This is a genomic window from Lysobacter enzymogenes (assembly GCF_023617245.1).
GTDB lineage: Bacteria > Pseudomonadota > Gammaproteobacteria > Xanthomonadales > Xanthomonadaceae > Lysobacter > Lysobacter yananisis.
In genome coordinates, this window is sequence record NZ_CP067396.1 from 2,172,615 (window position 1) to 2,196,350 (window position 23,736).

At 69.4% G+C, this 23,736-nt stretch carries 23 protein-coding genes and 2 pseudogenes; 8 read left to right on the plus strand and 17 right to left on the minus strand.

The genetic code is table 11. The features are described from left to right. Positions 1 to 6: 6 nt before the first annotated feature. From JHW41_RS09115 to pstS (JHW41_RS09145), 7 genes are all read right to left on the minus strand, one after another. Positions 7 to 381, minus strand: coding sequence for a hypothetical protein (locus tag JHW41_RS09115; protein WP_250449696.1), 375 nt, complete (start codon positions 379 to 381; stop codon positions 7 to 9). A gap of 216 nt (positions 382 to 597) precedes the next feature. Next, the gene (locus JHW41_RS09120; protein WP_250449697.1) at positions 598 to 1,113 is read right to left on the minus strand and encodes an RNA polymerase sigma factor; all 516 of its coding nucleotides are present in this window, start codon (positions 1,111 to 1,113) and stop codon (positions 598 to 600) included. 366 nt (positions 1,114 to 1,479) lie between these two features. Further along, on the minus strand, positions 1,480 to 2,190 hold the full coding sequence (phoU, locus tag JHW41_RS09125; protein WP_057948204.1) for a phosphate signaling complex protein PhoU: 711 nt from the start codon (positions 2,188 to 2,190) through the stop codon (positions 1,480 to 1,482). A 154-nt stretch (positions 2,191 to 2,344) separates the two neighbouring features. Beyond that, a complete protein-coding gene (gene pstB / locus JHW41_RS09130) occupies positions 2,345 to 3,211 on the minus strand; it encodes a phosphate ABC transporter ATP-binding protein PstB (RefSeq protein ID WP_428995484.1) in 867 nt (288 codons plus the stop codon). Further along, a complete protein-coding gene (gene pstA, locus JHW41_RS09135; protein ID WP_057948202.1) occupies positions 3,204 to 4,109 on the minus strand; it encodes a phosphate ABC transporter permease PstA in 906 nt (301 codons plus the stop codon). Before pstA ends, pstB begins: the two co-directional genes overlap by 8 nt. Next, complete coding sequence (gene pstC, locus JHW41_RS09140; protein ID WP_078998670.1) at positions 4,109 to 5,083, minus strand: phosphate ABC transporter permease subunit PstC; 975 nt, start codon at positions 5,081 to 5,083, stop codon at positions 4,109 to 4,111. The genes pstA and pstC overlap by 1 nt, the downstream gene beginning before the upstream one ends. A gap of 320 nt (positions 5,084 to 5,403) precedes the next feature. After that, positions 5,404 to 6,495 (minus strand): phosphate ABC transporter substrate-binding protein PstS, encoded by a 1,092-nt coding sequence (gene pstS / locus JHW41_RS09145; RefSeq protein ID WP_250449698.1) that lies wholly within the window; start codon positions 6,493 to 6,495, stop codon positions 5,404 to 5,406. Between the two features lie 257 nt (positions 6,496 to 6,752). Between pstS (JHW41_RS09145) and JHW41_RS26715 the strand changes: the two are divergent. Continuing rightward, positions 6,753 to 6,806: pseudogene (locus tag JHW41_RS26715) on the plus strand (DUF6053 domain-containing protein); the annotation flags it as partial. Here JHW41_RS26715 and JHW41_RS26720 read toward each other — a convergent pair. From JHW41_RS26720 to JHW41_RS09170, 6 genes and pseudogenes are all read right to left on the minus strand, one after another. Beyond that, positions 6,788 to 6,835 (minus strand): annotated as a pseudogene (locus tag JHW41_RS26720) (DUF6053 domain-containing protein); the annotation flags it as partial. The pseudogenes JHW41_RS26715 and JHW41_RS26720 overlap by 19 nt on opposite strands. Before the next feature lie 156 nt (positions 6,836 to 6,991). Then, positions 6,992 to 8,011, minus strand: coding sequence for a phosphate ABC transporter substrate-binding protein PstS (gene pstS, locus JHW41_RS09150; RefSeq protein ID WP_057948199.1), 1,020 nt, complete (start codon positions 8,009 to 8,011; stop codon positions 6,992 to 6,994). Between the two features lie 239 nt (positions 8,012 to 8,250). After that, on the minus strand, positions 8,251 to 9,543 hold the full coding sequence (locus tag JHW41_RS09155; protein ID WP_057948198.1) for an OprO/OprP family phosphate-selective porin: 1,293 nt from the start codon (positions 9,541 to 9,543) through the stop codon (positions 8,251 to 8,253). Positions 9,544 to 9,689: 146 nt separating this feature from the next. Continuing rightward, on the minus strand, positions 9,690 to 10,346 hold the full coding sequence (gene nth / locus JHW41_RS09160) for an endonuclease III (RefSeq protein WP_057950175.1): 657 nt from the start codon (positions 10,344 to 10,346) through the stop codon (positions 9,690 to 9,692). Positions 10,347 to 10,691: 345 nt separating this feature from the next. Then, positions 10,692 to 11,105 carry a hypothetical protein gene (locus JHW41_RS09165; protein WP_250450907.1) on the minus strand — a complete coding sequence of 138 codons (414 nt, stop codon included), beginning with the start codon at positions 11,103 to 11,105 and terminating at the stop codon, positions 10,692 to 10,694. A gap of 76 nt (positions 11,106 to 11,181) precedes the next feature. Continuing rightward, positions 11,182 to 11,964, minus strand: a complete 783-nt coding sequence (locus JHW41_RS09170; protein WP_250449699.1) for an enoyl-CoA hydratase/isomerase family protein — start codon at positions 11,962 to 11,964, stop codon at positions 11,182 to 11,184. A gap of 233 nt (positions 11,965 to 12,197) precedes the next feature. Here JHW41_RS09170 and JHW41_RS09175 point away from each other — a divergent pair, with 233 nt between their 5' ends. The 6 genes from JHW41_RS09175 to JHW41_RS09195 all read left to right on the plus strand — a co-directional run bounded on the left by JHW41_RS09175 (position 12,198) and on the right by JHW41_RS09195 (position 16,678). Continuing rightward, positions 12,198 to 12,884 (plus strand): FKBP-type peptidyl-prolyl cis-trans isomerase N-terminal domain-containing protein, encoded by a 687-nt coding sequence (locus JHW41_RS09175; protein WP_057948195.1) that lies wholly within the window; start codon positions 12,198 to 12,200, stop codon positions 12,882 to 12,884. Positions 12,885 to 13,092: 208 nt separating this feature from the next. After that, positions 13,093 to 13,275 carry a DUF1289 domain-containing protein gene (locus tag JHW41_RS09180; RefSeq protein ID WP_057950174.1) on the plus strand — a complete coding sequence of 61 codons (183 nt, stop codon included), beginning with the start codon at positions 13,093 to 13,095 and terminating at the stop codon, positions 13,273 to 13,275. Continuing rightward, complete coding sequence (locus tag JHW41_RS09185; RefSeq protein ID WP_250449700.1) at positions 13,272 to 14,108, plus strand: NUDIX hydrolase; 837 nt, start codon at positions 13,272 to 13,274, stop codon at positions 14,106 to 14,108. The genes JHW41_RS09180 and JHW41_RS09185 overlap by 4 nt, the downstream gene beginning before the upstream one ends. Continuing rightward, on the plus strand, positions 14,105 to 14,956 hold the full coding sequence (locus JHW41_RS09190; RefSeq protein ID WP_250449701.1) for a sulfurtransferase: 852 nt from the start codon (positions 14,105 to 14,107) through the stop codon (positions 14,954 to 14,956). The genes JHW41_RS09185 and JHW41_RS09190 overlap by 4 nt, the downstream gene beginning before the upstream one ends. Positions 14,957 to 15,068: 112 nt before the next feature. Then, positions 15,069 to 15,206 (plus strand): DUF6053 domain-containing protein, encoded by a 138-nt coding sequence (locus tag JHW41_RS26725; RefSeq protein WP_428995485.1) that lies wholly within the window; start codon positions 15,069 to 15,071, stop codon positions 15,204 to 15,206. Positions 15,207 to 15,337: 131 nt separating this feature from the next. Further along, entirely contained in the window at positions 15,338 to 16,678 is a 1,341-nt protein-coding gene (locus JHW41_RS09195) for a substrate-binding domain-containing protein (RefSeq protein ID WP_250449702.1), read from the plus strand. A gap of 79 nt (positions 16,679 to 16,757) precedes the next feature. Here the strand turns inward: JHW41_RS09195 and JHW41_RS09200 are convergent, their stop codons facing one another. Together JHW41_RS09200 and JHW41_RS09205 are read right to left on the minus strand one after the other, a co-directional pair. Continuing rightward, positions 16,758 to 17,516 (minus strand): enoyl-CoA hydratase/isomerase family protein, encoded by a 759-nt coding sequence (locus JHW41_RS09200; protein WP_078998655.1) that lies wholly within the window; start codon positions 17,514 to 17,516, stop codon positions 16,758 to 16,760. Continuing rightward, a complete protein-coding gene (locus JHW41_RS09205; protein WP_250449703.1) occupies positions 17,513 to 19,129 on the minus strand; it encodes a DUF4139 domain-containing protein in 1,617 nt (538 codons plus the stop codon). Before JHW41_RS09205 ends, JHW41_RS09200 begins: the two co-directional genes overlap by 4 nt. Before the next feature lie 13 nt (positions 19,130 to 19,142). On the opposite strand from JHW41_RS09205, the gene JHW41_RS09210 reads away from it, so the two are divergent. Further along, positions 19,143 to 19,670 (plus strand): copper chaperone PCu(A)C, encoded by a 528-nt coding sequence (locus tag JHW41_RS09210; protein WP_250449704.1) that lies wholly within the window; start codon positions 19,143 to 19,145, stop codon positions 19,668 to 19,670. A gap of 204 nt (positions 19,671 to 19,874) precedes the next feature. Here the strand turns inward: JHW41_RS09210 and JHW41_RS09215 are convergent, their stop codons facing one another. Both JHW41_RS09215 and uvrA read right to left on the minus strand, forming a co-directional pair. Continuing rightward, positions 19,875 to 20,267 carry an acyl-CoA thioesterase gene (locus JHW41_RS09215; RefSeq protein ID WP_241833795.1) on the minus strand — a complete coding sequence of 131 codons (393 nt, stop codon included), beginning with the start codon at positions 20,265 to 20,267 and terminating at the stop codon, positions 19,875 to 19,877. 350 nt (positions 20,268 to 20,617) lie between these two features. Next, positions 20,618 to 23,596 carry an excinuclease ABC subunit UvrA gene (uvrA, locus tag JHW41_RS09220; protein WP_057948188.1) on the minus strand — a complete coding sequence of 993 codons (2,979 nt, stop codon included), beginning with the start codon at positions 23,594 to 23,596 and terminating at the stop codon, positions 20,618 to 20,620. Between the last annotated feature and the right edge of the window lie 140 nt (positions 23,597 to 23,736).

Below are 23,736 nucleotides of genomic sequence, written 5' to 3' on the forward strand. Positions count from 1 at the left end.
CCGCGATCAGATCGAACCGCCGCACTTGCCTTCGCCGCACTTGCCTTCGCCGGCCTTCTTGCCCTTGGCGTCGGTCTTCTTCTTGTCGCCGCCGCAGCTGCCTTCGGCCTTCTTCTTGTCGCCGCCGCAGCTGCCCTCGGCCTTCTTCTTGTCGCCGCCACAGCTGCCTTCGGCCTTCTTCGCGCCGCAGCTGCCCTCGGCCTTCTTGGCGTCGGTGGCCTTGGCGTCGGCGGCCTTCTCGGCGGTCTGGGCCTGCTGCGCGCCGAGCATGTAGCCCTGCGACAGGTCGCTCATCGCGAACGCGGAAGCCGACAGGCTCAGGCCGCCGAGCAGGGTGGCGCCGAGAGCGAGGGCGACGGGCTTGTTGATTTTCTTGGACATGCGTTCTCTCCTTGTGGCGACGGGCGATTGCTCCGCCGTGGGTTGCGCTGGGCCGCGAGGGGCCCGGTGGATGGTGCTGGTGCGGAGCTTAGAACGATTGCGGGGTGGTGCGCGGTGACAACCGTAACGGCCTGGCCGGTACGGAATCCGGGCCGGCCCGCGACTGCGGACCGGTTTCGAAACAGGGATACGGCGGGCGGCGCGGCGCGGATGCAGTCACGGCGACAGGTACTCGCGCGCCAGCACCCGCGCCCGGTGCAGGCGCGACTTCACCGCCTCGCGGCTCAGGCCCAGCTCGGCGCCGATCTCGGCCACGGTCAGGCCCTCCAGGTCGCGCAGCAGGACGATCTGGCGGTAATGCGCCGGCAGCGATTCCAGCGCGGCGGCGACGTCGTGGCGCCACTCGGCCGGTTCGTGCACGACCACCGGCGCGATCTCCTCGGTGATCGGCTGGCCGCTGAACATGCGGCGCCCGCGCTTGAGCCGGTTGCACTCGCGCTTGACGATGCGGAAGGTCCAGGAGACGAAGCACTCGAGCACGCGCAGGTCGCGCAGCTTGCGCGACACCGTAATCAGGCTTTCCTGCACCGCATCCTCGACGTCGTTGATGACGCAGTGGAATTCGGCGTAGCGGCGCAGGTCCTGGCGCGAGTGCCGCAGCACCCGCTCCAAGGCGGCCGTATCGCCCGCGCGGGCGGCGGCCAGATCGCCATTGGCCAGTAACGACGTCATGTCCCCGGTGTCCTCCTTAAGCCTGTGGAAAATACACCCAAAGCCGGGGGCTGCGGGCATCCATCAAGAGTCGGGGGCGGGGCCGGAGGATTCGCGGCCGCGGCGCGGCGGCGCGCCCGGGTTAAGAAAGCATTCAGCGCGCGGACGTTGAAAACGGTTGCATCCGCGCGGCGGCGGCGTTTGCGCGCGAGCCGGTGGCCGCGGTGGCGCGTCGGCCCGGCCCGCGCGGCATGCTGCGGTGCAGCGGGCGTCTGCGACGGCGTTGCGCGGATCGGGCCCGCGAAAACGCGACGGCCCGCCGCGCGGTGCGCGGCGGGCCGGCAAGCTTGCCGGTGGCGGAAGCTTCCGCCGGCCGGCGCCGGCGGGTCAGACCGCGCCGGTGGTGCTGGTGGCGTCGCGCTTGTCGCGCGGCGGCAGCGGTTCGTCGCCCTTGACCAGGAACCACACGTTCTCGGCGATGTTGGTGGCGTGGTCGCCGACGCGCTCGATGTTCTTGGCCATGAACAGCAGATGGGTGCAGGCGGTGATGCTGCGCGCGTCCTCCATCATGTAGGTCAGCAGTTCGCGGAACAGGCCGGTGTAGGCGGTGTCGACCTCGGCGTCGCGGTCGCGCACCCGCTGCGCCAGTTCGACGTCGTTGTCGCGGTAGGCCACCAGCACGTCGCGCAATTGCTTGACCGCCAGGGTGCCCAGCGCGTGCAGGCCGGCCACGTGCGGCAGCGGCGGCGACAGGTTCAGCGCGGTCGAACGCTTGGCGACGTTGGCGGCGTAGTCGCCGACGCGCTCGATGTCCGAGGCGATGCGGATCGCGGCGAGGATCTCGCGCAGGTCGCGCGCCATCGGCCCGCGCAGCGCCAGCTTCATGACGTCGTGGCTGATTTCCTGCTCCAGCGCGTCGATCGCCTCGTCGTTGGCGATGATGCGCTCGGCCGCCTTGTCGTCGCGGCGCTGGACCACGTCGAGCGCGGATTCCAATTGCGCCGCGGCGATCTCGCCCATGCGCAGGGTTTCGTCGAGCAGGCGGCGCTGCTCGTCGTCGTAGCTCTTGACGATGTGGTCGTGCATCTGGTTGCTCATGGATGTAGGTTCCAATCTCGCTCGTGTTCTTGCTGGGCCGACGCCGCCGTGCATGGCGGGACGGCGCATCTTCGGACAGTCCGGCCCGGCCATCCATGGCCGGTCGTTCGGTGCCGCAGCCGGTGCCGATAGGGCACCGGCTAAGCGCGGCCCCTCACCCGAACCGACCGGTGATGTAATCCTCGGTCTGCTGCTTGGTCGGCTTCGAGAAGATCTGTTCGGTCGGGCCGTGTTCGATCAGGTCGCCCAGGTACATGAAGGCGGTGAAGTCGGACACGCGCGCGGCCTGCTGCATGTTGTGGGTCACGATCGCGATGGTGTAGTCCTTCTTCAGCTCCTCGACCAGCTGCTCGATGCGGCTGGTCGAGATCGGGTCCAGCGCCGAGGTCGGTTCGTCGAGCAGCAGCACCGACGGGCGCAGCGCGACCGCGCGGGCGATGCACAGGCGCTGCTGCTGGCCGCCGGACAGGCCCAGCGCGCTCTGGCCGAGCTTGTCCTTGACCTCGTCCCACAGCGCGCCCTGGCGCAGGGCCTGCTCGACGCGGTCGTTCATTTCCGACTTCGACAGCTTCTCGTGGTGGCGGATGCCGTAGGCGACGTTCTCGAAGATGGTCATCGGGAACGGCACCGGCTTCTGGAACACCATGCCGACCTTGCTGCGCAGGCGGTTCATCGGGTACTTCGGGTCGAGGATGTTCTCGCCGTCCAGCAGCACCTGGCCGCGCGCCTCCAGCTTCGGGTACAGCGCGTAGATGCGGTTGAAGATGCGCAGCAGGGTCGACTTGCCGCAGCCCGACGGGCCGATCAGCGCGGTGACCTGCTTCTCCGGGATTTCCAGGTTGATCGACTTGAGCGCGTGAAACTTGTCGTAATAGAAGTTCAGATCGCGCGCGGCCAGCTTGACCGGGTTGGCGCCGGCCGCTTCGCGGCTGGGCGTGGCGACGGACAGGCGTGCGTCGGACGAGCGAGCGTCATTCATAACCGGGTTCCGGGCGGCGGGGGTGGTGGAGAGGTCAGTCATTGGAGATCCGATTGCGCAGCACCAGCGCGCGCGCGAGCAGGCTTACGACGAGGACGAAGAAGGTCAGCACCAGCGCGCCGGCCCAGGCCAGGGTCTGCCAGGTTTCGTACGGGCTGCCGGCGAACTGGTTCATCACCACCGGCACGCTCGCCATCGGCTGCAGCACGTTGTGGCTCCAGTACTGGTTGCCGAAGGCGGTGAACAGCAGCGGCGCGGTTTCGCCGCTGATGCGCGCCAGCGCCAGCAGCACGCCGGTGACGATGCCGGCCGAGGCGCTGCGGTAGAGCACCTGCATGATCACCTTCCACTGCGGCACGCCCAGCGACAGCGCCGCTTCGCGCATCTGCGGCGGCACCAGCCGCAGCATCTCGTCGGTGGTGCGCACGACCACCGGCAGCACGATGAAGGCCAGGGCGATCGCGCCGGCCAGCGCGGAGAAGTTGCCGCCGGTCTGCATCACCACCAGGGTGTAGACGAACAGGCCGAGCACGATCGACGGCGCCGACAGCAGGATGTCGTTGACGAAGCGCACCACCGTGCCCATCTTGCGCCCGGCGCCGTACTCGGCGAGCCAGGTGCCGGCGGCGATGCCGAGCGGGGTGCCGATGACGATCGCGATCAGGCACATCACCGCGCTGCCGAAGAAGGCGTTGAGCAAACCGCCTTCCTGCATCGGCGGCGGCGTGTTCTGGGTGAACAGCGCCAGGTTGATGCCGCCGATGCCCTTGGAGATCAGGGTGTAGAGGATCCAGCCGAGGAAGAACAGGCCGAACAGCGCGGCGGCGCAGGCCATCACCACCGACACCGCGTTGACCACGCGACGGCGGCGGTACAGCGAATCGGCGGTGCGGTGGCGCGCGGCTTCGGCCGCGTCGTGCTTGTTGGCGACGGCGCTCATCAGTTGCCCTCCTTGCGCGCGAGTTGCATCAGCATCAGCCGCGCCGCGGCCAACACCACGAAGGTCACGATGAACAGCACGAAGCCGAGCAGCAGCAGGGCCGAACGGTAGGTCTCGGTGGCCTCGCCGAAGTCGTTGGCGATCAGCGCGGCGATGGTGGTGCCCGGCTCCAGCAGCGAAGCGGAGAAGTTGACCGAGTTGCCGATCACGAAGGCCACCGCCATGGTCTCGCCGAGCGCGCGACCCAGGCCGAGGAAGATGCCGCCGATGACCGCCGAGCGGGTGTAGGGCAGGACGATGTCCCAGCTGACTTCCCACTTGGTCGAGCCCAGCGCGTAGGCCGATTCCTTCAGGCGCGTCGGCACGGTCAGGAACACTTCGCGCATCACCGAGGAGATGAAGGGAATGACCATGATCGCCAGCACGATGCCGGCGGTGAGCATGCCGATGCCCAGCGGCGGGCCCTGGAACAGCGCGCCGATCACCGGCCAGGTGCCGACGTTGTCGTTGAGCCAGGGGGTGACGTATTCGGTCATCACCGGCACCAGCACGAACAGGCCCCACATGCCGTAGATGATCGAGGGGATGCCGGCGAGCAGTTCGATCGCGGTGCCGATCGGACCGCGCGCCCAGCGCGGCGCGACCTCGGTCAGGAAGAAGGCGATGCCGAAGCTCACCGGCACGGCGATGACCATCGCGATCAGCGCGGTGACGATGGTGCCGTAGATGGGAACCAGCGCGCCGTAATGGTTCTCGACCGGGTTCCACTGCGCGGTGATGAAGAAGTCGAGGCCTTCTTCTTCCAGCACGTGGCGGCCGCCCCACAGCATCGACAGCGCGGCGCTGGCGAGGGCGATGAGGACGAAGACGACGGTGGCGGTGAGGACGTAGCGGAACAGGCGGTCCTGGCGCGCGTCCTTGACGTCGCGGGCGGAGGAGGTGCCGGTCTGGGCGGGTAGGGCGGTCGCGTTCATTTGCGAGAGGGGTCCGTCGTTGCCGGAGCTTTCAGGGGCGGGCCGTTTCAGCGGGAAGCGGGAGGCTTGCGTTGGACCGGATAGCGCGGGTTTTGGGCTCGTCATCCCCGCGCAGGCGGGGATCCAGGGCTTCATCCCTACAGAACTTTTCATCGACACGCAGGGCGCTTAAGGCTTGAGCGCCCCGGCCAGGGCGCGGCGCGCCCTGGCGTTCGCGGATGCGCGAGCCAGTGGCTCGCCAGCGCATCCGCTCACCCCCGCTTTCGCGGGGATGACGTTCTGACAAAGCCGCGCCCGCTAAGCGGGCGCGGATCAGAACGTCACTTGAACTCCGCACCCCAATACGCCTCGATCTGCTTCACCAGTTCCGGCGGCAGCGGCACGTAGTCCAGGGCCTGCGCCTGCGACTGGCCGTTCTCGAAGGCCCACTTGAAGAACGCGCGGGTATCGGCGCTGCGCTTGGCGTCCTTCGGGGTCTTGTACATCAGGATGAAATTGGTCGCGGTGATCGGCCAGGACTTCTCGCCGCCGGCGTTGGTGATGACCAGGTTGAAGTCCTTGGCGTTGGCCCAGTCGGCGGTCGAGGCCGCGGCCTGGAACGATTCGGCGCTGGGCTGGACGAACTGGCCGGCCGCGTTCTGCAGCTGGGTGTGGGCCATCTTGTTCTGCATCGCGTAGGCCAGTTCGACGTAGCCGATCGAGCCCTTGATCTGCTTCACGTACGAGGCCACGCCTTCGTTGCCCTTGCCGCCGACGCCGCCCGGCCACTGCACCGAGGTGCCTTCGCCGACCTTGGCCTTCCACTCCGGGCTGACCTTGGACAGGTAGTTGGAGAAGTTGAAGGTGGTGCCCGAGCCGTCGGAGCGGTGCACGATGTTGATCTTCAGGTCCGGCAGGGTCGTGCCCGGGTTGGCCGCGGCGATCGCCGGGTCGTTCCACTTGGCGACCTTGCCCATGAACACGTCGGCCAGCAGCGGGCCGGTCAGGCGCAGCTTGCCGGCGTCGATGCCGTCGACGTTGACCACCGGCACCACGCCGCCGATCGCCGAGGGGAACTGGCCCAGGCCCGCGGCGGCGAGCTCGTCGCTCGGCAGCGGCTTGTCGGAGGAGCCGAAGTCGACCGTGCCGGCCTTGATCTGGGCGATGCCGCCGCCGGAGCCGATCGACTGGTAGTTGACCTTGGCGCCGGTGGCCTTGTTGTAGTCGTCCGACCACTTCGACAGCAGCGGGAAGATGAAGGTCGCGCCGGCGCCGGTGATCTGGGCGGCGACCTTGTCGCCGGCCGGGGCGGCGGCGTCGGTCTTGGCGTCGCCGGAGGCCGCCGGATTGGGCTGGTTGCCGCCGCCGCAGGCGGCGACGGTCAGCGCGATGGCAAGGGAGAGGACGGCGAGGCGGGCCGGCGACGATTTCATTCGGAGCTCCATCGAGGGGAGGCCGGCTGGGCGCCGGCTGGGTGGCGCCATTTGATGATCTTTTTGTTACACCGCTATGACATCGATTCGTCACGAATCTGTAGTGAAAGCCCGCCAGGGGTGTCCGGGGTCGCGGTTTTGCGGGGTTTGCGCGCGATTTGGCGGTAACAAAGCGATCTCGGGCGGCCTGGGCGCGACCCGGTTTCGAATGCGGAGCGTGGCCTGGGTGGCGGCCGGGAGGTGTCGTGGGAGGTGTTGTGGGAGGGCCTTCAGGCCCGACGCTCTTGTTCCAGATCGCCGCGACGTGGGACAAGAGCGTCGGGCCTGAAGGCCCTCCCACAAGAGCCGGCGCTCTGGCCCGGTTCCGGCGAGCCCGACCCTGGCGAGCCCATCCCCGCGCGGGCCGCAAAAAACGAAACGGGCCCGAAGGCCCGTTGCGTCCGATCTCCCCTGGCAAGCGACCGCAACCCCCCGGTCCGATCGCCTTCCCGGTCGATCAATAGCTCATGTTGCTCTGCCAGTAGGTCTCGATCTGCTTGACCAGCGCGTCGGGCAGCGGCACGTAGTCGAGGGTCTTGGCCTGGGCATCGCCGTTGGCGTAGACCCACTTGAAGAATTCCTTGGCGTTCTTGGCGCCTTCGGCGTTCTTGGGCTGCTTGTACATCAGGATGAAGTTGGTCGCGGTGATCGGCCAGGAGTTCTCGCCCGGCGCGTTGGTCATGACCAGGTAGAAGTCCTTCGAATTCGCCCAGTCGGCGCTGGCGGCGGCGGCCGAGAAGGTCTCGTCGGTCGGCAGCACGAACTTGCCGTCGGCGTTCTTCAGGCGCGAGTACGACATCTTGTTCTGCAGCGCGTAGGACAGCTCGACGTAGCCGATGCCGCCCTGGATCTGCTTGACGTAGGCGGCCACGCCCTCGTTGCCCTTGCCGCCGATGCCGGTCGGCCACTTGACCGCGGTGCCTTCGCCGACCGAGGACTTCCACTCCGGGCTGATCTTCGACAGGTAGTTGACGAAGTTGAAGGTGGTGCCCGAACCGTCGGAGCGGTGCACGACGGTGATCTTCTTCTCCGGCAGCTTCAGGCCGCCGTTGAGGGCGACGATGGCCGGATCGTTCCACATGGTGATCTTGCCGAGGAAGATGTTGGCCAGGGTCGCGCCGTCGAGCTTCATCGCGCCGGACGCCACGCCCGGGACGTTGACCACCGGCACCACGCCGCCGATCACCGACGGGAACTGGGCCAGGCCGAACTTGGCCAGCTCTTCGGGCTTGAGCGGGGCGTCGGAGGAACCGAAGTCCACCGTCGCCGCCTTGATCTGGGCGATGCCGCCGCCCGAACCGATCGACTGGTAGTTGACCTTCTTGTTGGTGGCCTTGGCGTAGTCGGCCGACCACTTGGACATCACCGGGTAGACGAACGAGGCGCCGGCGCCGGTCACGTCGGCGGCCTGCGCATTGAAGGCGAACGCGGCGGCCAGGGCCAGCGCGGTCACGCGGAAGCTACGGGAATTGAACACGATGGGGCTCCTGAAGAGAGACGGCTGGCACGAATCCGTTGGCGCGCATTGCATAACGGATCGGTGACAGCGGCAGGTCGGAAGAATGACGAAGCGATGACGTCCCCCGGCGGCCGATGCGCGGCCGTCGGCGTCGCCGGCGCGGCTGCGAAAGACGGGCTGCGAAAAGAAGGGCGCGGCACCTGCCGCGCCCTGTAACGATCGAAACCGATCGAGGGGGAGAGAGATCCGTCGAGCGCTTACCAGTAGAACTGCAGGCGCGCCGACAGCACGTTCGGGCTGTCGTCGACCACGCGGTTGAAGGTGCGGTTGTTGTACTGCGGGTTCTGCGAGTAGGTCGCGCTGGTCTTGCCGATGTAGCGCGAGCTGTCGACGATCGAGTAGTCCAGCATGAACTTGAAGTTCGAGCGCCAGTACCAGTTCACGCCCACGGTCCAGGCGCTCATCTCGCCGCCGAGCACGCCGTCGACGATCGGGGCGGCGGTCGGGGTGGCGCCCGGACGCAGGCTGCCGTCGTTGAGGTCGATCTTGTCGTAGCGCAGGCCGACCTGCCACATGCCGGTGGCCGGCTCGTTGGGCAGCGGGGTGGTCGGGGTGCCCGACTTGTAGCCCCAGGTCTCGCCGGTGATGTTCCACACGCCGCTGACGTACCAGCTGTCGGTGGTGTAGTCCTTGCCGGTCAGGGTCGCGGTCTTGTAGCGGTCCAGCGTGCTGCGCATGTACTCGGCCTGGACCTTGAACGGGCCCTGCACGTACATCGCCTCGGCGCCGATGATGGCCTGGGTGTCGACGTTGGTCAGGGTGCCCGAATCGACCAGGCGGCCGGAGGCCAGATCGACCTGCGGACGGGTGCGGATGCGCGCGCTGTTGTCGAGGATGCCGGTGTTGCCTTCCAGCTCCGCGTCCAGGTTCACGTACGACAGGCCCAGGTGCAGGACGTTGCCCTTCTCGTTGATCGGGGCGAAGGTGCCGCGCAGGCCGTAGCCCTTGCCGTGCTTCTGGTTGCGGGTCAGCTCGTCGCCGAAGTAGCTGGCGGTCAGGCTCCAGTCGTTGGTGCCGTAGCTGTAGGCGACGCCGAGGCGGCGGGCGATGCCGAAGGTGTTGGTCACCATCGCCTTGGAGATGAAGTCGTTGTTCTTGGTCGAGGACAGCTCTTCCATGCTGTTGGGCTGCTTGAACTGGCCGAACTGCACGTAGTGGTTGCCGTCGCCGCCGATCTTGTACTTCAGGTTGACGTCGAGGAACTTGTCGGCCTTGGCGTCGTAGCCGGCGACCCACTCGAAGTTGCCCGGGCCCTTGCCCTTGAGCACCAACTCGGCGCGGCGCAGTTCCTGGTCGGTGTCCTTGCCGTCCGGCAGGTCGCCGTTGAGGTTCAGGACATCGCTGTTGAAGTCGTTGTAATCCGCCTGGACCAGACCTTCGAAGGTGACTTCCGAGTCGCCGATGACGTCGAGGGCGATTTCGGCGTGCGCGGCGGGCGCGGCGAGCGCGGCGAGCAACGCAACGGCGAGGGTGGTGCGCGAGAGTTTCATTGGTCTAGCCCTGAGGCGTGGAGAGATGGCGCGCAGGCTAGGGTGTGAAAGTTGCGTAAATGTGACAGGACTGACTTATTTCTTGGGCATGACCGTCGGATGACGTCGTTACAACTGTCAGGTTTCGGCTGAAATATCCTTTCCGATCAGACAGCTACGGGCTCCGGATCGCCCGGCGTCTGGTCCGGGAAGCGACAAAGATCACGGATCGCGCAATGCGGGCAGTCGGGTTTGCGTGCCTTGCAAACGTAACGTCCGTGAAGGATCAGCCAGTGGTGAGCGTCTTGCAGGTAGCGATCCGGCACCACTTTCACCAGCTTGTGCTCGACCGCGAGCACGTCCTTGCCCGGCGCCAGTCCGGTGCGGTTGGAGACCCGGAAGATGTGCGTGTCGACCGCGATGGTCGGCTCGCCGAACGCGGTGTTGAGCACCACGTTGGCGGTCTTGCGGCCGACGCCCGGCAGCGCTTCGAGCGCGGCGCGCTCGCGCGGCACTTCGCCGCCGTGCCGGTCCAGCAACTGCTGCGACAGCGCGATCACGTTCTGCGCCTTGGTGTTGAACAGACCGATGGTGGCGATGTAGGGCTTGAGCCCGTCCACGCCGAGATCGACCAACGCGCGCGGCGTGTTCGCCACCGGGAACAGCTTGCGCGTGGCCTTGTTGACGCCGACGTCGGTGGCCTGCGCCGAGAGCGCGACGGCGACCAGCAATTCGAACGGCGTGGTGTATTCCAGTTCGGTGGTCGGATGCGGGTTGAGCGCCTGCAAGCGGGCGAACATCTCCTCGATCTGCGCCGGCTTCATCTGCGCGCCGGGACGTTCGCGCACGGTCGCGTCGACGCGTGCGCTCGGGCGCGCCGGTTTGGGCGAGGGCTTGGCGGCGGTTTTCTTCGCCGCCGCGCGCGCGGTCGCGATCTTCTTCGCCGCCGGTTTCTTGGTCGCGGCCTTGCTCGCGGCGGTCTTCCCGGCGCTCTTGCTTGCGGGATTCTTCTTGGCGGAGCCCGCTGCCGAAGTCCGTTTCGCCGCGGGCTTGTTCGCGGCGGAGGACGCGGAGCGGGCGGACGTGGCTGGCCGGGAGGCGGGCGCGGTCTTGGGCATGCGGGGAGGGCGGTGCGAAGGAGGTTCGAAGGGTAAGGCCGGCGCGAACGGCTACGGCGTTCCGCGCTGGGCGGCCTTGGCTTTGGCGCGCGCGAGCGCGGCGGCTGCGGCGCTCGGCAGAGCGGGGCGCGGCGCGGTTTCGGCGGCGGGGAGGTTCGGGGGCTCAGTCGAGGCCGTCGCCGCGTCGGCCGCGGTGTCGTCGGCGGACGTCTCGGCAGCCGTCCGGACCGACGCCGCGGCGCGCTGCGCCGTGCGTTCCTCGGCGCGGCGCTGCAGGCGGCGGTCGCGGGCGCGGTAGCGTTCGCGCGCGGCCAGCGCGCGCAGGCGCGCCTGGCGCGCGTCGCGGCTGCGCTGCGCGCACGCCGGCGCGCAGGCGGCGCAGACGCAGGCGGCATCGAAGTCGGGATCGAGCAGGCCGAGCGCGATCGCGCGGTCGAGATCGTCGTCGGCCAGCGCGCGCGCGATCGCATGCGCGCGCGCGCCGGACGCATCGGCGCAGGCGCACACGCAGGCGTTCGGCGCGCGCTCGCTCACCGGTCGCTCAACTGCCGCGGAACGCCGGCTTGCGCCGTTCCAGGAACGCGCCGGTGCCTTCGCGCATGTCGTCGGTGGAGAACATCAGGCCGAACTGCGCGGTCTCGTACTCCAGTCCTTCCTCGATCCCGCATTCGCCGCCGACGGCGACGCAGTCGAGCACGCCGCGCAGCGCCAGCGGCGCGGACGCGGCCAACTGCTCGGCGAGCTTGAAGGTTTCCGCTTCCAGCTCGGCCGCCGCGACCACGCGGTTGACGATGCCCAGTTGCTGCGCGCGCGCCGCATCGATCGGCGCGCCGAGCAGGCACAGTTCCAGGGTCGCCGCGCGCCCGGCAAGGCGCAGCAGGCGCTGGGTGCCGCCGAAGCCCGGGATCAGGCCGAGGTTGATTTCCGGCTGGCCGACCTTGGCGCTGTCGGCGGCGATGCGCAGGTGGCAGCCCATCGCCAGTTCCAGGCCGCCGCCGAGGGCGAAGCCGTTGATCATGGCGATCACCGGCTTGGGCATCTTCTCGATCCGGCGCATCAGCTTCTGCCCGCGCAGGGAGAAGTCGCGGCCCTGAACCGGAGCGAGTCCGTTCATCTCGGCGATGTCGGCGCCGGCGACGAAGGCCTTGGGGCCGGCGCCGGTCAGGACCACGGCGCGCACCGCCGGATCGGCCGCGGCGGCCTCGAAGGCGGCCAGCAGGGCGTCCAGGGTGGCCGCGTTGAGCGCATTCAGCTTGTCGGGACGATTGACGGTGATCTGGCGCACGGCGCCGCGATCGGCGATCAGCAAGGGCGATTCGGTCATGTGATGGCCGTAGATTCAGGGACGAGGGGGATTGCGACCGGCGTTGAACTCCGCGCCGGCGGCGCGGTCAGAGCGGGCTGGCGTCAGTAGCGGTTAAGCGCTGCCGCCGGTATCCTAACCCGTCCTGTCGGGGCCTTTCGACCGACGGACACTACATACGGGGCATTGGAAGCCGCCCCCAGCTGATCGGGGCGGCCCAGGTCGCCCCGTGCCATTACCGGAGATTTCATCGAATGAAGTTGCGTTTGATTGCTGCCGCCGTCGCGGCCCTGGCTCTGACCGCCGGCAACGCCGTCGCGCAGGACACTTCTTCCGAGAAGGGCAAGCTGAGCTACGCGCTCGGCTACGACCTCGGCCGCAATGCCGTGGAAAGCGGCGAAGCGGTCGATGTGAACACCATCGTCAAGGGCCTGCAGGACGGCTACGCCAAGAAGCAGCCCTCGGTGCCGGTCGATCAGCTGCGCACCGCGGTGCAGAACATGCAGAAGCGCCAGGCCGAGAAGGCCAAGGCCGAGTGGGACAAGGCTGCGGCCGAGAACAAGACCAAGAGCGACACCTTCGTCAACGCCAACAAGGCCAAGGCCGGCGTGAAGGTGCTGCCGGGCGGCGCCCAGTACCGCGTGGTCGAGAACGGCACCGGCGCCAAGCCGACCCAGGCCAGCACCGTGGCCCTGGAAGTGGCCGGTCCGTTCCCGTGGGGCGAGCGTCCGGCGCAGGCGCGTCCGGCCAACAACATCCCGTCGATCAAGGTCAGCGAGATCGAGATGCAGGCCATGCGCGACGTGCTGCTGCAGATGCCGGCCGGCTCGAAGTGGGAAGTGACCCTGCCGTCCGAGAAGGCCTACGGCGCCGACCCGCGCACCCCGTTCCCGCCGAACGTGGCCGTGCAGTTCGAGATCAAGCTGATCAGCGTCAAGTAAGACCCGCGTTCGCGGTCTTAGGCTCCAACGCGCTTGCGCCGGCCCGTCCGGCGCAAGTCGTTTCTGGGGCGGGCGCCGCGGCCGCACGCCGCGGCCGGCGTCCGCCGTTTATCGCTGCGCTTGCCGCCGGACGCGATCGGGTCCTGGCGGCGAGGCTTTACCCGGCCGCGCCGCCAGGCACAATGGCGGCATGGCCCCGGTGGACGACATGACGACATTCCGCGCGGTGCTGAGCCCGTGCATCGGCATCTGCCAACTCGACGACGACGGCCTGTGCCTGGGCTGCCACCGCACCACCGCCGAGATCGCGCGCTGGTCGCAGATGAACGACGACGAGCGCCTGCGCCTGATGGAACACGTGCTGCCGCAGCGCGAATCGAACCGCGCATGAGCGGGCGCGACCGCCCCGGCGAGGGTCGCGCCGCGGGGCCGCGCGCTGCGGACGGTCGCGTCGCCGGCGCGGACGCTGCCAACGCGCCGGGTCCCGGGGATACCGCTGCGATCGATTCCGCTTCGAACGCACCCGCTTCGAGCGCACCCGCGTCGAACGCATCCGCTTCCGATCAACGCATCGCCGGCGACCGCGACTTCGACGCCGACTTCCTCGCCGGCGACTCGCGCGCGCGCACCCGCCTGCTGACCGCGCTGCACCCGCTCGACGCCGCGCCCGAGGACGACGGCTGGAACCTCGACGACCTGCACGGCCTGCTGCCGGACAACGCGCTGCGCGCGCAGGCGGCGGTGCTGGTCGGGCTGGTGCCGCGGCCGCAGGGCGTGCAGGTGCTGCTGACCCGGCGCACCGACGGCCTGCGCCAGCACGGCGGCCAGGTCAGCTTCCCGGGCGGGCGGATCGAGCCCGACGACGAAGACGCGGTCGCCGCGGCGCTGCGCGAGACCTTCGAGGAGATCGGCGTGCCGCCCGCGCAGATCGCGCCGCTGGGCTTCCTCGACCCGCTGGTGACCATCACCGGCTTCCGCGTGCTGCCGCTGGTGGCGACGGTCGATCCGGCCTATGTCGCCGCGCCCGATCCGGCGGAAGTCGCGGCGGTGTTCGAAGTGCCGCTGGCGTTCCTGCTGGACCCCGACAACCTCACCACCCGCACCCTGGAATACAAGGGGCGCGCGCGCCACGTGCTGGAGTACCGCTGGCCCGACCAGCGCATCTGGGGCGCGACCGCGTCGATGCTGCTCAACCTGCGACAACGCCTGGAGGCCGTGCGATGAGCGACTGGACCACCCTGGTATCGGCCGAAGACCTGGCCGCGGCGCTGGGCCGCGACGATCTGATCGTGATCGACACCCGCACCTCGCTGACCGATCGCGCCGCCAGCGAACAGGCCTATCGCCAGGCGCATATCCCCGGCGCGCGCTACGCCGACCTCGACCGCGACCTGTCCGACCACCGCAAGCCCGGCGGCGGCCGCCACCCGTGGCCGGACGCGACCGATTTCGTCGCCACGCTCGGCCGTTGGGGCGTGACCGCGCAGCATCAGGTCGTGGTCTACGACGCCGCCGACGGCGCGCTCGCCGCCTCGCGCCTGTGGTTCCTGCTGCGCGTGCTCGGCCATCGTCGCGTCGCCGTGCTCGACGGCGGCTGGCAGCGCTGGAACGCGCTCGGATTGCCGACCGACGCGCAACTGCCGGCGCCGCAGCCGACCTCGTACGAGGCCGGCTACGACGCGCGCCGCCTGCTCGACGCGCAACAGGTGCGTTCGCTGCTCGATTCCGGCGGGCTGCTGATCGACGCGCGCGCCGGCGAACGTTTCCGCGGCGAAGTCGAGCCGCTGGACCAGCGCGCCGGCCACGTGCCCGGCGCGCGCAACCGCGCGTACGCGCTGAACCTCGACGACGGCCGCTTCAAGTCGCCGCAGGCGCTGGCGCAGGAGTTCTCGCCGCTGCTGCAGGGGCGCGAACCCGCGCAGGTCGCGGCGATGTGCGGCTCGGGCGTCACCGCCTGCCATCACCTGCTGGCGCTGGCGCATGCAGGCTTCGACGGGGCCGGTCTATACACCGGCTCGTGGAGCGGCTGGATCGAAGACCCGCAGCGGCCGGTGGCGACCGGGGACGAGTGAGGCGGGGTTCGCCGCATCTCCTGCATATCGTTATCTCCTGCATGCCGTCATCCCCGCGAACTCCTGCGTCCCGCAGCGACCGATCGCTTTTGTGGGAGGGCCTTCAGGCCCGATGCTCTTCGCTCAGGTCGCCGCGATCCGAGCGAAGAGCATCGGGCCTGAAGGCCCTCCCACAAGAGCGAAGAGCATCGGGCCTGAAGGCCCTTGCACAAGCCCATCGGCGCGGCCGCCTGTCGCATCGAAGCCATGAGAAAGACGTCGCCTTTTCATGCGCAATCGGTGCATTCCATAACGATATGCAAGTGACGCGCATCGCGTAATCGCTGCGTCACATCCCGTTCCCATCCTTGCGCGCAATTCGCTCTTCAGGGGGAGCGCGCCATGGTGCGTGCCGCGGTTTCGTCGCTGTTGTTCTGGTTCGTCCTGCTGTTCGCCGCGGCCGCGCCCGCGCAGGAGGCCGAACGGGTGCGCATCAGCGGTTCCAACACGCTCGCGCATGCGCTGGTGCCGACGGTGGCGCAGGCTTGGTTGCGCGATATCGGCTATCGCGACATCCAGGTGCGCAAGCCGCGCGCGGCGCTGACCGAGATCCACGCCACGCGCGACGGCCAGCCGCTGGTGGTGGAGATCGCCGCCAGCGATTCGGCGCTCGGCTTCGCCGACCTGGTCGAAGGCCGCGCGCAGATCGCGATGATGGCGCGGCGGCCGAACGCGGCCGAGATCGACGCCGGTTGGCAGCTCGGCGACCTGGCGTCGCAGGATCAGGAGTTCGTGGTCGCGCTCGACGGCGTGGCGGTGGTGGTGAACCGCGCCAATCCGATCGCGCGGCTGGACCTGGAGCAACTGCGCGCGCTGTTCTCCGGCCGCTCGCGCGACTGGCGCGAACTCGGCGCCGCCGCCGGCGAAGTGCATCTGCATCTGGACGCGAACGCCGGCGCGGTGCGCGACCTGATGAACGACAAGGTCATGCGCGGCGCCGCGTTCGGCGAGGCGCAGATGCACTCCGACGCGCGCGCGCTGATCGCGGCGGTCGCCGCCGATCCGTTCGCGGTCGGGCTGGTTCCGATCGGCGAGAGCTACGGCCAGGGCGCGCGGCCGGTGGCGGTGTCCGACGGCGGCCGCGCGATCGCGCCGACCCGCACCGACGTGCTCAGCGAGGACTATCCGCTCAGCCGCCGGCTGTACCTCTACGGCGGCCAGATGATGGGTGCGCTGAGCCGCAGCTTCGCCTTGTATGCGATGGGCCGCGGCGGCCAGCGCGCGGTCGCCCGGGCCGGCCACGTCGCGGTGACCCTGGTGCCGGGCCGCGCGCGCGCGCTGACGCTGGGGCCGCTGGAATACCGGCAGATGGTCGAACGCGCGGTGCGCCTGCCGCTGAGCCTGCGCTTCAACTTCGCCGGCTCCGGCGAGGCCGCGGTCGCGGCCAGCGTCTACGACAGCCGCGCGGTGCGCGACCTGGACCGCCTGCGCAGCTTCATGCGCCTGCCGCCGAACCGCGGCCGCAGCGTGCTGGTGGTCGGCTTCGCCGACGCCAGCGCCGGCTCGCCGATGGCGTCGATGATGATGAGCAACGACCGCGCCGATCTGGTCGCGCAGGAGCTCGTCTCGCGCGGAATCAAGGTACAGGTGGCGCGCGGCATGGGCACGGCGCTGGCGGTGGCGGGACCGCGCGATCCGCTGGCGCGCTATCGCAACGAGCGGGTCGAGGTGTGGTTGCTTTGAAGCGAGGAGCGAGCGTGGAGGAGTGAGGAGTGAGCGAAAGCTTTGGCTCGCTCCTTACTCCTCCACGCTCGCTCCTGCGTCACTTGCCCAGCTTCGCCACCAACGCCTGCAACGCGGCCTGGGTGTCCGGCGAATACCAGGAGTCGACGAAGCGGTCGAGCTCGATATGCTCCGGCCGCAGCGCCTCGATCAGGTCGGCGCGGGCCAGCGCGCGGGTCTGCAGCATCGCGCTGCGCGGCAGGCTCAGCAGCTGTTGCAGCCACTCGCGCGCGTGCGCGGCGACCTGCTCGATCTCGACCAGCTCATCGACCAGGCCGATGCGCAGTGCGGTCTCGGCGTCGACCATCGCTCCGGCCACCAGCAGGCGTTCGGCGCGATAGGTGCCGACCACGCGCCGCATCAGCCGCTGGATGCCTTCCGGCGCGACCAGGCCGACCTGGGTCTCGTTGAGGCCGATGCGGTAAGCGCCCGCCGCCATCACCCGGTAATCGCAGCACAGCGTCAGCACGCAGCCGCCGGCCGGGGCGTGGCCGGCGATCGCCGCGACCACCGGCACCTGGGCCGAGGCCAGGGTGCGCGCCAGGCCAAAGAACGACTGCCAGGCCAGCAGCAGGTGATCGCGCTGGTCGCCGAGCGAGAGCAGGTAGGGCACGTCCAGCCCGGCGGAGAACACCTTCGGCCCGCCGCTGAGCACGATGCCCTGGGCGCCGTGGCCGATGGCGTGCTCGACGGCTTCGCGCGCGGCGTTGCACAGCGCCGGATTGAGCGCGTTGACCGGCGCGCGCGCCAGCTTGATTTCGACGATGTCGCCGTGGGTCTGGGTTTCTACGCAATTCATGGTTTGACGTCCTGGGGCCAGCGGTAGCGCACGGTGTAGGTCAGCTTGGTGTCGCCCTGCGCCGGCACGGCCACTTCGAATTGCGCGCGGTGCGCGTCCTTCTTCTTCGCCGGCAGGCTGGACGACACGATCTCCCAATCGCTCCAGCGCGGCAAGGGTTCGGTGACGCGGACCGTGGCCGGCGTCTTCTTGGCGTTCTTGATCTCGATCGCGAACGATTCGGTCATCGTGCGTCCGGTACGGTCGAGCTGGAACGCGGTGGCCTCGCGCTTGGCGCTGAGGTCGAAGACCTTGCCCAGCTCGAGCTTGATCTCGGCGCCGGCCGGCGTGTGCTCCAGGCGCGATTCGCCGAGGAAATCGTCGCCGTCGAACGCGCGCACGCGCCCGGCCGGCAGCGGCAGGCCGAGGCCGGCGGGCTTGTCGTTGACGAACTCGACCTTGCTCAGCACCGGCAGGTCGCCGGTCTGGCCGGAGTAGTTGCGGTCCAGCAGCGGCGTCGGCGGTTCCCAGCCGACGCCGGCGGCGTCGAGCGCGTAGATGCGTTCGCACTTGACCGCGCCGTTGCGCGGGAACAGGGCGATGCGCTCGGTGCCGCCGTTGCGCAGGTCGACCGGTTGCGGCAGGTCGTAGGCGTGGTATTCGCCGGCGGCGCGTTCGACCGGCATCGGCGGCGCCGGCGCGGGGGCCGCGGCGTCGGCGTAGGCCATGCGCGCGCCGGTGACTTGAATGGTTTCCAATTGCACCCCGCGCTGGCGGTTGGGCTCGCCTGCGACCAGGCTCAGCCGCGCGCGGTCGAAGCCGCGGCCGGAGCGGTTGGCGACCAGCGCCGCGCCGTCGAGCGCGAGCGTGCAGCCCGCGCCCGGCGCCAGCGTGGCCTGGTATTCGGCGCGCCAGGCCAGGCCGCCCATCGGATAGCTCAGCACGAAATCGGCGTCGCCGGCCTGGGCCGCCTCGACCGTCCACCGCAGCGAGGAGCGGCGCGGCAGCGCGCCTTCGTTGTCGATCAGGCTGAAGCTGTCGTAGTTGCGGATCACCTTGACCCGGCCGTCGTCGAGGGCGAGGGTCAGGCCGTCGCCGGTGGCGAGCAGCACGCCGCTGTCGGTCTGCTTGGCGCCGCCGGAGGTGTGCTCGACCGCGACCTTGCGCCCGATCGCGCCGCTCATGACGTTCTGCGCGCCCGACACCGCGGCGATGTAGCGCTGCGCGATCACGCCGACGCCGGGCGTGCGCGGTACCAGGGTCGCGGCCTCCACGTCCATCGACGGCGGCAGCGGCGATTCTTCCAGCGCGTTGGCGCCGCGCTTGAGCGATTCGCGCAGCGGCCGTTCGACCAGGGCGTAGCCGGGCATGCCGGCGCTGGCGGCGCGGACGCCGGCCAGGGCCTCGTAGTCGCCGCTGTAGACGGTCAGGCGCAGCGCGCCTTCGCGCGCGGCTTCGGACTTGGCCGGCTTGGCCTCGGCGCTGCGGTCGGCCGGGGCGGCGGGACGGTCGCCGGAAGGGGCGCCGCCGCAGGCGGCCAGCAGTCCCGCGGCGAGCGCGCCGAACGCGGGCGCAGCGAGCGCGGGCGGCGAGAGCGCGGGCGGCGAGAGACGGGGACGCAACGGTTGGTTCATCGTCGACTCCTTGATGGTTCCCTACCTGTTCGGCCGATCGTCGGCCGACGGTTATCATAGGCCGATGAACGTATCTCGCATCCGAACGGGGTTGGCGCTGGCGGCGTTGTTGGCCGCTTCGATGAACGGCGCGGCGGCGAAATCGCCGGCGCCCGCGGCCGCCGCGAAGGCGTGCGCGGCGCAGGTGCGCGAAGGCTGGGTGCGGCTGCCGCCGATGCAGATGCCGATGATGGCCGGCTTCGGCCGGATCGAGAACCGCTGCGCGGCACCGGTGACCATCGTCGGCGCCAAGAGCGCGGCCTTCGCCGACGTGTCGCTGCACGAGACCCGCATCGTCGACGGCGTCAGCAAGATGCGCGCGCTGCCGGAACTGCGGATCGCGCCCGACGGCGCGGCGGTGCTCAAGCCCGGCGGCATGCATCTGATGCTGATGCAGCCGCATGCGCCGCTCAAGGAAGGCAGCCGGGTGGCGATCGAGTTCGAATTGAAGGGCGGCGGCTCGCTGCTGGGCGAGTTCGAGGTGCGCAAGGCCGCGCCTTGAGCGCGGGCCCGCAATCGGGCCGCGGATGCTGTTGTGGGAGGGCCTTCAGGCCCGATGCTGTTGTTTCAGATCGCGGCGATCCGAGCGAAAAGCATCGGGCCTGAAGGCCCTCCCACTCAAGCAAAAGCATCGGGCCTGAAGGCCCTAGCACTCAAGCAAAAACATCAGGCCTGAAGGCCTTCCGACTTTATTTTCCGGCGCCGCTCAGCGCGGCGCGCAGGCCGCGCGCACCGGCTCCGGCAGCGCCGCGGGCTGGCCGGTCTCGCGATGGATCCACACCAGCACCACGTTGCCGTCGCAGTACAGCGCGCTGGGGTCGTTGGCGCCGACGATGCGGTGGCCGACGCTGAGGCTGGTGTTGCCGAGGCGCTCGACGAACAGTTCGATGTCGATCTCGTTCGGCCATTCGATCGGCCGGCGGTAGTTCAGGTGCGCGGCTGCGACCACCGGCGCGACGTGCTCGTCCATGCCGTGGCCGGGCAGGGTCACCATCCAGCGCAGGCGCGCTTCCTCGAGGTAGCTGAGGAACTTGGAGTTGTTGACGTGGTTGAACGCGTCCAGGTCGCGCCAGCGCACCGACAGCGGCACCCGGATCAACGCGGCCGGCGCGACGGCGAAGGATTCGACCAGTTGCGCCGGGGGCGCGGCTTGCGGCTGCGCGGCGGGTTCGAGCTGGACGCGGGCCGGACGCGGCTCGGCGGCGGGCGCCGCAGCGGCGACGATGCCCGCATCGGCTTGCGGCGCCGCAGCGGGGACGCTCTCGACCGCCGCCGCGGGCGCGGCGGTCTCGCTGTTGCGCTTGCGCGGCGCACGCTTGCGCGGCGCCGTCTTCTTGCCGGCCTGCTTGGCCGTTTGCCCGGCAGCGGGCGTGGCCGCCTGCTTGGGCGTCTGCTTGCTCGGGTGCTTGGCCGTCTTGGCCTTGGGTGCGGCTTCGTTGTTGCTGTCGCTCATGCGGCGGATTTCTTCTTGGCGCGCGCGGGCGGCGCGTCGGTCTTGGATGGGGTGGTCTTGTTCGCGGTCTTGGCCATGGCCTTGGCGGCCTTGGCCGGCTTCTTGTCGCCGCCGGCCTTGCCCGATCCCGGTTCGCCCGGCACCGGCATGCCCAGCAGCGGCGCGAGGAAGCGGCCGGTGTAGGAATGCGCCAGCGAGGCGATGTGTTCGGGCGTGCCGGTGGCGAGGATGCTGCCGCCGCGATGGCCGCCTTCCGGCCCCAGGTCGACGACCCAGTCGGCGGTCTTGATGACGTCGAGGTTGTGCTCGATCACGACCACGGTGTTGCCGTCGTCGCGCAGGCGGTGCAGCACCGCGAGCAGGTGCTCGATGTCGTGGAAGTGCAGGCCGGTGGTGGGCTCGTCGAGGATGTACAGGGTGCGGCCGGTGTCGCGGCGCGAGAGTTCCTTGGACAGCTTGACCCGCTGCGCCTCGCCGCCGGACAGCGTGGTCGCGCTCTGGCCCAGCTTGATGTAGCTCAGGCCCACGTCCATCAGCGTCTCGAGCTTGCGGGCGATGGTCGGCACGGCCTCGAACAGCGCCAGCGCGGCCTCGACCGTCATCTCCAGCACGTCGTTGATGTTGTAGCCCTTGTACAGGACCTCCAGCGTCTCGCGGTTGTAGCGCTTGCCGTGGCAGACGTCGCAGGGCACGTACACGTCCGGCAGGAAGTGCATCTCGACCTTGATCAGGCCGTCGCCCTGGCAGGCCTCGCAGCGGCCGCCACGCACGTTGAAGCTGAAACGGCCCGGCGAGTAGCCGCGCGCGCGCGCTTCCGGCACCTGGGCGAACAGCTCGCGCAGCGGGGTGAACAGGCCTGTGTACGTGGCCGGGTTCGAACGCGGGGTGCGGCCGATCGGCGACTGGTCGATGTCGACGACCTTGTCGAACAGCTCGATGTTCTCCACCGACCTGTGCGGCGCCGGGGTCTGCGCCGCGCCGTTGAGTTCGTTGGCGGCGATGACGTAGAGCGTGTCGTTGATCAGGGTGGACTTGCCCGAGCCCGACACGCCGGTGATGCAGGTCAGCAGGCCCGCCGGAATCGACAGGTCGACGTCCTTGAGGTTGTTGCCGGTGGCGCCGCGCAGGTGCATCGTCGCCTTCGGATTGGGCTTGTGCCGGTTCTTCGGGATGTCGATCTTGCGCTTGCCGCTGAGGTATTGGCCGGTCAGCGAACGCGGCGCCTTGAGCAGGTCCTGCAGGGTGCCTTGGGCGATCACCTCGCCGCCGTGCACGCCGGCGCCGGGACCGATGTCGACGACGTGGTCGGCCAGGCGGATCGCGTCCTCGTCGTGCTCGACCACGATCACGGTGTTGCCGAGGTCGCGCAGCCGGGTCAGGGTGCCGAGCAGGCGTTCGTTGTCGCGCTGGTGCAGGCCGATCGACGGCTCGTCGAGCACGTACATCACGCCGACCAGGCCGGCGCCGATCTGGCTGGCCAGGCGGATGCGCTGGGCCTCGCCGCCGGACAGCGAGTCGGCCTTGCGCTCGAGCGTGAGGTAATCCAGGCCGACGTCGACCAGGAAGCGCAGGCGGTCGACGATCTCCTTGACGATCTTGACCGCGATCTCGCCGCGCCAGCCCGGCAACTGCAGGGTCTTGAAGAACTCCAGCGCATCGTCGACCGGCAGCACCACCAGTTCCGGCAGCGGACGCTCGGCCACGAACACGTTGCGCGCGGCGCGGTTGAGGCGCGCGCCGCCGCAGTCGGGGCAGGGACGCTGGCTGATGAACTTGGCCAGCTCCTCGCGCACCGCGGCCGATTCGGTCTCGCGGTAGCGCCGCTCCAGGTTCGGCACGATGCCTTCGAAACGGTGCTTGCGCTGGCTGCGGCCGCCGTTCTCGGTGATGTAGTTGAAGCTGATCAGCTCGTCGCCGCTGCCGTACAGCACCGCTTTCTGCTGCGCGGCGCTGAGCGATTGCCACGGCGTGTCGACGCTGAACTTGTAGTGCTTGGCCAGCGACTGGATCAGCTGGAAGTAATAGGCGTTGCGGCGGTCCCAGCCGCGCACCGCGCCGGCGGCGAGCGAGAGTTCGGGATGCACGACCACGCGCGCGGGATCGAAGAACTCGGCCACGCCGAGGCCGTCGCAGGTCGGGCAGGCGCCGACCGGCGAGTTGAACGAGAACAGCCGCGGCTCCAGTTCCGGCAGCGAGTAGTCGCAGACCGGGCAGCTGTACTTGGACGAGAACAGCAGCGGCTCGGCGTCGTCCTTGTCCAGCGACATCACCTGGGCCATGCCGTCGCCGAGCTTGAGCGCGGTCTCGAAGGATTCGGCCAGGCGCTGCTTGATGTCTTCGCGCGGGCGGAAGCGGTCGACCACCGCCTCGATGGTGTGCTTGACCCGCAGCGCCAGCGGCGGCACCGCGTCGATCTCGTACAGCGCGCCGTCCACGCGCACGCGCACGAAGCCCTGCGCGCGCAGTTGTTCGAACACCTGGGCGTGCTCGCCCTTGCGCTCGCGGATGACCGGCGCCAGCAGCATGTAGCGTTGTTCCGGATCGAGCGCGATCGCCTGGTCGACCATCTGGCTGACGGTCTGCGCTTCCAGCGGATAGTGGTGGTCCGGGCAGCGCGGACTGCCGACGCGCGCGTACAGCAGGCGCAGGTAGTCGTAGACCTCGGTGATCGTGCCGACGGTCGAACGCGGGTTGTGCGAGGTGGATTTCTGCTCGATCGAAATCGCCGGCGACAGGCCTTCGATGTGGTCGACATCGGGCTTTTCCATCACCGACAGGAACTGCCGGGCGTAGGCCGACAGCGATTCGACGTAGCGGCGCTGGCCTTCGGCGTAGATGGTGTCGAAGGCCAGCGAGGACTTGCCCGAACCGGACAGTCCGGTGATCACGATCAGCTTGTCGCGCGGCAGATCGAGATCGATGTTCTTGAGGTTGTGCGTCCGCGCGCCGCGGATGCGGATGTAGTCCAGCGCCATCGGGTGCCTGCAAGGGGGAGGGTCGCCGGCGCGGAAGGCGACGGCGAACAGGGGAGCGTATCGAGTGGGGGAGATGGGGGCAAATCCGCGCAACGGAAGCGGCGGCGAGGCGCGCGGGCGATGCCGTCGCAGGCCCGTGG